Annotated in this window: 15 protein-coding genes and 1 pseudogene; all 16 read right to left on the bottom strand. The window is 61.4% G+C overall.

Going from position 1 to position 6,356, the window contains the following annotated elements; translation table 11 throughout:
* Positions 1–282: 50S ribosomal protein L15 (rplO, locus tag QZY44_RS09535; RefSeq protein WP_295445547.1), on the bottom strand; the 282-nt coding region annotated here is incomplete at its 3' end.
* Position 283: 1 nt separating this feature from the next.
* Positions 284–487: a 50S ribosomal protein L30 gene (gene rpmD / locus QZY44_RS09530; RefSeq protein WP_295445546.1), complete on the bottom strand. Its 204-nt coding sequence runs from the start codon at positions 485–487 to the stop codon at positions 284–286.
* A gap of 3 nt (positions 488–490) precedes the next feature.
* Positions 491–997: a 30S ribosomal protein S5 gene (gene rpsE, locus QZY44_RS09525; RefSeq protein WP_295445544.1), complete on the bottom strand. Its 507-nt coding sequence runs from the start codon at positions 995–997 to the stop codon at positions 491–493.
* Between the two features lie 10 nt (positions 998–1,007).
* Entirely contained in the window at positions 1,008–1,364 is a 357-nt protein-coding gene (rplR, locus tag QZY44_RS09520; protein WP_295445542.1) for a 50S ribosomal protein L18, read from the bottom strand.
* Positions 1,365–1,376: 12 nt separating this feature from the next.
* Positions 1,377–1,910, bottom strand: coding sequence for a 50S ribosomal protein L6 (rplF, locus tag QZY44_RS09515; protein ID WP_295445540.1), 534 nt, complete (start codon positions 1,908–1,910; stop codon positions 1,377–1,379).
* Positions 1,911–1,924: 14 nt separating this feature from the next.
* Positions 1,925–2,320, bottom strand: a complete 396-nt coding sequence (rpsH, locus tag QZY44_RS09510) for a 30S ribosomal protein S8 (RefSeq protein ID WP_295445538.1) — start codon at positions 2,318–2,320, stop codon at positions 1,925–1,927.
* A gap of 101 nt (positions 2,321–2,421) precedes the next feature.
* On the bottom strand, positions 2,422–2,727 hold the full coding sequence (gene rpsN / locus QZY44_RS09505; RefSeq protein ID WP_295445536.1) for a 30S ribosomal protein S14: 306 nt from the start codon (positions 2,725–2,727) through the stop codon (positions 2,422–2,424).
* 27 nt (positions 2,728–2,754) lie between these two features.
* Positions 2,755–3,294: a 50S ribosomal protein L5 gene (rplE, locus tag QZY44_RS09500; protein WP_295445534.1), complete on the bottom strand. Its 540-nt coding sequence runs from the start codon at positions 3,292–3,294 to the stop codon at positions 2,755–2,757.
* A 42-nt stretch (positions 3,295–3,336) separates the two neighbouring features.
* Entirely contained in the window at positions 3,337–3,654 is a 318-nt protein-coding gene (gene rplX, locus QZY44_RS09495) for a 50S ribosomal protein L24 (RefSeq protein ID WP_295445532.1), read from the bottom strand.
* Between the two features lie 14 nt (positions 3,655–3,668).
* Complete coding sequence (gene rplN / locus QZY44_RS09490; protein ID WP_295386804.1) at positions 3,669–4,037, bottom strand: 50S ribosomal protein L14; 369 nt, start codon at positions 4,035–4,037, stop codon at positions 3,669–3,671.
* A 66-nt stretch (positions 4,038–4,103) separates the two neighbouring features.
* Positions 4,104–4,364, bottom strand: a complete 261-nt coding sequence (gene rpsQ / locus QZY44_RS09485; protein WP_295445530.1) for a 30S ribosomal protein S17 — start codon at positions 4,362–4,364, stop codon at positions 4,104–4,106.
* On the bottom strand, positions 4,361–4,561 hold the full coding sequence (rpmC, locus tag QZY44_RS09480) for a 50S ribosomal protein L29 (protein WP_295445528.1): 201 nt from the start codon (positions 4,559–4,561) through the stop codon (positions 4,361–4,363). The genes rpsQ and rpmC overlap by 4 nt, the downstream gene beginning before the upstream one ends.
* Entirely contained in the window at positions 4,561–4,974 is a 414-nt protein-coding gene (rplP, locus tag QZY44_RS09475; RefSeq protein WP_295386812.1) for a 50S ribosomal protein L16, read from the bottom strand. The genes rpmC and rplP overlap by 1 nt, the downstream gene beginning before the upstream one ends.
* Before the next feature lie 3 nt (positions 4,975–4,977).
* Positions 4,978–5,661 carry a 30S ribosomal protein S3 gene (gene rpsC / locus QZY44_RS09470; protein WP_295445526.1) on the bottom strand — a complete coding sequence of 228 codons (684 nt, stop codon included), beginning with the start codon at positions 5,659–5,661 and terminating at the stop codon, positions 4,978–4,980.
* Positions 5,662–5,678: 17 nt separating this feature from the next.
* Positions 5,679–6,011: a 50S ribosomal protein L22 gene (gene rplV / locus QZY44_RS09465; protein WP_295445524.1), complete on the bottom strand. Its 333-nt coding sequence runs from the start codon at positions 6,009–6,011 to the stop codon at positions 5,679–5,681.
* 14 nt (positions 6,012–6,025) lie between these two features.
* Positions 6,026–6,175 (bottom strand): annotated as a pseudogene (locus tag QZY44_RS09460) (ribosomal protein S19 family protein); the annotation flags it as partial.
* Positions 6,176–6,356: the final 181 nt, after the last annotated feature.

Here is a 6,356-nt window from a genome sequence, read left to right as displayed (position 1 = left end):
CGTCTTCAGGTCCACGACGTCGCCGTGGATTCGACCGAGCTCGCTCAGCCGAATCTCTTCACGATTGCGGGCGGTCAGGGAGCGAAAGCCGACCTTCGGCAGGCGCCGCTGCAAGGGCATCTGGCCACCCTCGAAGCCGACCTTGTGGAAACCGCCGGCGCGGGATTTCTGACCCTTATGGCCGCGGCCGCCGGTCTTGCCGAGTCCGCTGCCGATACCGCGCCCGCGACGCTTGGCCGGGGCTTTGCTACCAGCATCGGGCGTGAGTGTATTTAATCGCATCTCAGGCCTCCCCGACGATCTTGACCATATAAGAGACGGCATTGACCATCCCGCGGGTGCAGGCACTGTCCTCGACGTCCACCACCTGATGCATCCGGCGCAGACCCAGTCCGCGCACGCAGGCCTGGTGCTTGGCCAAGCGCCCGTACTGACTACGGACCAGCTTGACCTTCATCATTTTCTTGTCTGGCGTGTTATTTGGCATGATCTACCCCAGGATCTGTTCGACCGTCTTGCCGCGCTTGGCGGCAATGGTCTCGGGATCATTCATTCCCTTGAGTCCGGAGACGGTCGCACGCACCACGTTGATCGGATTGTTGGTCCCGATGCACTTGGCCAGTACGTTCGCCACCCCCAGAACCTCGAAGACCGCGCGCATCGCGCCACCGGCAATGATTCCCGTACCATCGGAGGCGGGCATCATGAAGACCTTCGCCGCGCCGTGCTGACCCTGCAGCGGGTACTGGAGGGTGGTGCCGCGCAGCTTCACGTCGATCATGTTCTTGCGGGCGCTTTCCATGGCCTTCTGAATCGCCACCGGGACCTCGCGGGCCTTGCCCCGACCATAACCGACGCGGCCCTTGCCGTCGCCGACCACCGTCAGCGCGGCGAACCCGAACTGGCGCCCGCCCTTGACCACCTTGGCGACGCGATTGACCGCCACCAGCTTTTCCAGAAGGCCATCGCCTTCCGGCTTGGGATTGAAGTTCGACATGGTACAGCCCCTAGAATTTCAGTCCGCCCTCACGGGCCGCATCAGCAAGCGCCTTCATGCGCCCGTGATAGCGGAACCCGGAGCGGTCGAACGCCACTTGTTCAATACCCTTCGCCAAGGCGCGCTCTGCGATGGCCTTGCCGATGGTTGCTGCGGCGCCCGCGTTACCCTTGTGCCCCGCGATCGATTGACGAAAGTCCTTCTCGACCGTGGATGCGCACGCGACCACCTGGTCCCCCGTGGGGGCGATGATCTGCGCATAGATGTGCTGTGCCGTGCGATGGACACAGAGCCGATACGCACCCAACTCACTAATCTTAGCGCGGGTTTTGGCCGCCCGACGCAACCGAGCGTGTTTCTTGTCCATTGGCTATACCCCTTATTTCTTCTTGGCTTCCTTACGCAGGACATCTTCGTCCGCGTAACGAACACCCTTGCCTTTGTAGGGCTCCGGCGGCCGATAGGCGCGGATCTCCGCCGCAACCTGCCCAACACGCTGGCGATCGGCGCCACTGACGATAATCTCGGTCTGGGTCGGCGTCACAATCGTGATGCCGGCGGGGACCGGATAGTCGACAGGGTGCGAGAAGCCGAGGCTCAACGTCAGCACCTCGCCCTTAGCCGCGGCACGATAGCCGACGCCCACCAGGGTCAACTTGCGCGAAAACCCGGTACCGCAGCCGACCACCATGTTATTGAGCACCGCACGGGTGGTGCCCGCCATAGCCCAGCCGTCCGCCTGGCCCTCGGCCGGAGCGACCCTGAGTACGCCATCCTCGAACGCAACCGCTACCGTGGGGTGGACTGTCCACTCCAAAGCGCCCTGGCTGCCCTGGACCTTTACCGACTGACCATCCAACTGCACCTTAACCCCGGTGGGGACGGTGATCGGGGCCTTTGCAACGCGTGACATGTGCTGCTCCTCCCTTAGGCCACGAAGGCGATGATTTCGCCGCCGTGTCCGGCCTGGCGGGCCGCGCGGTCAGTCATCAGGCCCTGGGAAGTGGAGACGATCGCCACGCCCAGACCGGCCCAAACGCGCGGCAACTCGTCGTGGCCGCGGTAGATCCGCAACCCGGGACGGGATACGCGCTTCAAGAACTCGATCACGGGCTTGCCGCGATAGTACTTGAGCTTGACAACCAGTTGCGCCTTGACGCCATTGGTCTCGACCTGGGCGTCGGCAATATATCCTTCCTCTTTCAGCAGGGCCGCGATGGCGACCTTCTGCTTGGAGGACGGCATCACAATCGTGATCTTGCCGCGCTGCTGGCCGTTGCGGATGCGTGTCAGCATGTCCGCAATCGGATCCGACATACTCATATGCTACTCCTATGGTGGGTCAGGCCACCGTCACGGTGCGATACCCGAAGAATTGCCGGCGGCCCGGAAGACCGGGCCAGAACCAAACGAATCCGGCGGTGTTACCAACTCGCCTTAACGACACCCGGCACGTCGCCGCGCATCACGGCCTCACGCAGCTTGTTGCGCGAGAGCCCAAATTTCCGATAGACCGCATGCGGGCGACCGGTGATCCGGCAGCGCAACATCTGGCGCGTCGGACTGGCATCCCGCGGCAGCTTTTGCAGCTTCGCGAGTGCCTCGTCGAGTTCTTCCGGGGTCGCCTTGCGGTCGTTGATCACGGCCTTGAGCGCGGCGCGCTTGGTGGCGTACTTGGCGGCGATCTCGCTACGGCGACGGTCGCGTACGATCATGCTGGTCTTAGCCATCGTGTTTCCTTAAAGTCCGGCCGCGCGTCAGGTGCGGAACGGGAAATTGAACGCCTCGAAGAGGGCGCGTGCCTCTTCGTCGGTGCGGGCCGAGGTGGTGATCGTGATGTCGAGCCCGCGCAGGACGTCGATCTTATCGTAATCGATCTCCGGAAACATGATCTGTTCCTTCACGCCCATGGAATAATTCCCACGACCATCGAAGGACTTGGCGCTCAACCCCCGGAAGTCACGGATACGCGGGATGGCGACGCTGATCAGCCGGTCCAGGAATTCGTACATCCGCTCACGGCGCAGGGTGACCTTGCAGCCGATCGGCCAACCGTCACGGATCTTAAACGCGGCCACCGACAGGCGCGCCTTGGTGACAATCGGCTGCTGGCCGGCAATGGCGCGCATATCCGCCACGGCAAAGTCCATCACCTTCTTGTCGGCGATCGCCTCGCCGACCCCCATGTTCAGGGTAATCTTCTCGATGCGCGGCACCTGCATGACACTGCGGTAGCCGAATTTCTCCTTCAGCTCCCCGACGATGCGCTCGCGGTATACGGTCTGCAATCTGGACATTTCGCTACCTAATCATTCCAAGGCCGGGCGGTGACGCGGTACTCAGACGTCAACGACTTCGCCATTCGACTTAAACACCCGGACCTTACGGCCGTCATCAAGGGTCTTGAACCCGACCCGATCCCCAGCGCCCTTCTGCGGATTGAAGAGTGCCACATTGGAGATGGAGAGCGGCATCTCCTTCTCGATGATGCCCCCCGCCTGTCCCTTCTGGGGATTGGCCTTCTGGTGCTTCTTGACCATGTTCACGTTTTCAACCAGCACCTGGCTGTCGGCGAGAATCTGGCGGACAGTACCGCGCTTGCCCTTGTCGCGTCCGGTGATGACGATCACGTCATCGCCCTTCTTGATTTTTTGCATGGCAGAGGCGCTCCTTACAGCACTTCGGGTGCAAGTGAAATGATCTTCATGAACCGCTCACCGCGCAGTTCGCGGGTCACGGGTCCAAAGATGCGCGTACCGATGGGCTGGAGCTGGTTGTTCAGGAGCACCGCCGCGTTGCCGTCGAAACGGATCGCCGACCCATCCGGGCGACGCACGCCTTTGCGGGTACGCACGACCACCGCGCTGTAGACGTCACCCTTCTTAACCTTGCCGCGCGGGATTGCATCCTTGACGGTGACCTTAATCACATCGCCGATGCCCGCGTAACGCCGATGCGATCCGCCAAGCACCTTGATGCACATGACGTTCCGGGCGCCGCTGTTATCAGCGACGCTCAGATGAGTTTGCATCTGAATCATTGTTCTCTACCTAGTGTTGCTGATGGCGACGACCGCACCCGGGCGTTGCGAGACCACGCGAGTTGGCTAGCGCGCCTTCTCGACGATCTCGAGCAGACGCCAACTCTTCGTCTTCGACAAGGGGCGGCACTGCTCGACGCGCACCAAGTCCCCCTCACCGCAGGCGTTGTCTTCATCGTGCGCGTGGATCTTGGTCGAACGGGTCAGGAACTTGCCGTAGAGCGGGTGCTTGACCCGGCGTTCGATCAGCACGGTGACGGTCTTGTCCATCGCGCTGCTGACCACACGCCCACTCAGCGTGCGGTTGACCTGTGTTTCGTCGCTCATGATTTCGCGCCTACCTTCAATTCCGTCATCACCGTCTTGATCCGGGCGATCTCCCGCCGCACCGCCCGCATCTGGGAGGGTCTGGTGAGTTGCCCCACCCCCCGCTGCATACGCAGATTAAACTGCTCGCGCAGCAGACCCTCGAGCTGCTCCTGCAGCGTCTCGGTGCTTTTGGTCCGAAGCTCTCTCGCCTTCATCACAGAATCGTCCGTCGCTCAAAGGTGGTCTGAATCGGCAGCTTGGCCGCCGCCAGCACAAAGGCCTCACGGGCCAACTCTTCGCTGATCCCCTCGATCTCGTAGAGCACACGACCGGGTTGGATCAGCGCGACCCAGTATTCTACGTTACCTTTGCCCTTACCCATACGGACTTCCAGCGGTTTTTTCGACACTGGCTTGTCCGGGAAGACGCGAATCCACAACTTACCGCCGCGCTTGACCTTACGGCTAATGGCGCGACGGGCGGCCTCGATCTGGCGGGCCGTCAGACGTCCACGCCCAGTGGCCTTGAGGCCGAACTCGCCGAAGGAGACGCGGTTGCCGCTCTGGGCCAGGCCGCGGTTACGCCCGGTCTGTTGCTTGCGGTATTTTGTGCGTTTAGGTTGCAGCATGACTTATCCCCTCTCCCGCCGACCGGTCTGCTTGACCACCGGTTCCTCGGGGAGCTGGTCGCCGAACACCTCGCCCTTAAAGATCCAGACCTTGACACCCAGCACCCCATAGGTGGTACGCGCCTCGGCAAAGCCGTAATCAATATCGGCACGCAGGGTGTGCAACGGCACGCGGCCTTCGCGCGCCCACTCCCGGCGGGCAATCTCGGCACCGTTCAAACGGCCACCGACGCTGACCTTGATACCCTCGGCACCCAGACGCATGGTGTTCTGCAGGGCGCGTTTGACGGCCCGACGGAACATGATGCGACGCTCCAGTTGTTGGGCGATCCCTTCGGCCACGAGTTGCGCGTCCAGTTCCGGCTTGCGGATCTCCTCGATGCTGATATGCACCGGGACCCCGAGAATCGCCGACACCTTGGCGCGCAGCTTGTCGATGTCCTCGCCCTTCTTACCGATCACCACCCCGGGTCGCGCCGTATGGATGGTGATGTGCGCATTCTTGGCCGGCCGATTGATTTGGATACGGCTCACCGAGGCGCTCGCCAATTCCTTTTTCAGGAAGGCGCGCACTGCCAGGTCTTTGTTGAGCATATCCGCATAATCGCGGGTATTGGCATACCACTTGGACGTCCAATCTTTGACGATGCCCAAGCGGAAGCCGATCGGATGAACTTTCTGTCCCATACTGGTCCCCTGGCCCCTTAGGCTTCCGCCACCGTCAAGGTGATATGACTGGTCCGCTTCATGATACGGTTCGCGCGCCCCTTGGCACGCGGCATGATCCGCTTCATGGTCGGCCCCTCGTTGACCTGGATCGACTCGACCCGCAGGGTGTCGATGTCGGCGCCCGCGTTGTGCTCGGCGTTCGCAATCGCGGACTCCAGCACCTTCTTGATCAGGGCGGCACCTTTCTTGGTGCTGAAGGCGAGGGTGTTGAGTGCACGTTCGACGTTCAGGCCACGGATCTGGTCGGCGACCAGTCGGGCCTTCTGCGCCGAAATTCGGGCGTATTTTAGTTTGGCTTCGGCTCGCATCTCAGACACTCCGGCTACTTCTTCTTCGCCTTCTTATCGGCGGCGTGTCCCCGGTAGGTCCGGGTCAGCGCGAACTCGCCGAGCTTGTGGCCGATCATGTTTTCGTTGACGAGCACCGGTATGTGCAAACGTCCATTGTGGATATCCATAAGCTGTTCCGGAAGATCCCCGGTAATTTTTTCTTTGCGCAGTGACAACACCCTATCCGAGGCATCGGCCGAAAGGTTAACATCGGGGAAATCCCCGAACAGCTCATTGGTACGCACAAAGGAAAGCAAATACTGGGGGCTGGAATTATACTGCGAGACGTGTTTTTTTATTGCCTCAATTTTATGTTTAATCGCG

It is taken from the genome of uncultured Thiodictyon sp., from assembly GCA_903837595.1.
Lineage (GTDB): Bacteria > Pseudomonadota > Gammaproteobacteria > Chromatiales > Chromatiaceae > Thiodictyon.
This window is presented reverse-complemented; position numbering and strand designations above follow the sequence as displayed.

Bases quoted from the DNA above. Each gene is read 5' to 3' on its own strand.
- rpmD (WP_295445546.1), bottom strand. From the start codon at position 487: ATGCCAAATAACACGCCAGACAAGAAAATGATGAAGGTCAAGCTGGTC.
- rpsE (WP_295445544.1), bottom strand. From the start codon at position 997: ATGTCGAACTTCAATCCCAAGCCGGAAGGCGATGGCCTTCTGGAAAAG.
- rplR (WP_295445542.1), bottom strand. From the start codon at position 1,364: ATGGACAAGAAACACGCTCGGTTGCGTCGGGCGGCCAAAACCCGCGCT.
- rplF (WP_295445540.1), bottom strand. From the start codon at position 1,910: ATGTCACGCGTTGCAAAGGCCCCGATCACCGTCCCCACCGGGGTTAAG.
- rpsH (WP_295445538.1), bottom strand. From the start codon at position 2,320: ATGAGTATGTCGGATCCGATTGCGGACATGCTGACACGCATCCGCAAC.
- rpsN (WP_295445536.1), bottom strand. From the start codon at position 2,727: ATGGCTAAGACCAGCATGATCGTACGCGACCGTCGCCGTAGCGAGATC.
- rplE (WP_295445534.1), bottom strand. From the start codon at position 3,294: ATGTCCAGATTGCAGACCGTATACCGCGAGCGCATCGTCGGGGAGCTG.
- rplX (WP_295445532.1), bottom strand. From the start codon at position 3,654: ATGCAAAAAATCAAGAAGGGCGATGACGTGATCGTCATCACCGGACGC.
- rplN (WP_295386804.1), bottom strand. From the start codon at position 4,037: ATGATTCAGATGCAAACTCATCTGAGCGTCGCTGATAACAGCGGCGCC.
- rpsQ (WP_295445530.1), bottom strand. From the start codon at position 4,364: ATGAGCGACGAAACACAGGTCAACCGCACGCTGAGTGGGCGTGTGGTC.
- rpmC (WP_295445528.1), bottom strand. From the start codon at position 4,561: ATGAAGGCGAGAGAGCTTCGGACCAAAAGCACCGAGACGCTGCAGGAG.
- rplP (WP_295386812.1), bottom strand. From the start codon at position 4,974: ATGCTGCAACCTAAACGCACAAAATACCGCAAGCAACAGACCGGGCGT.
- rpsC (WP_295445526.1), bottom strand. From the start codon at position 5,661: ATGGGACAGAAAGTTCATCCGATCGGCTTCCGCTTGGGCATCGTCAAA.
- rplV (WP_295445524.1), bottom strand. From the start codon at position 6,011: ATGCGAGCCGAAGCCAAACTAAAATACGCCCGAATTTCGGCGCAGAAG.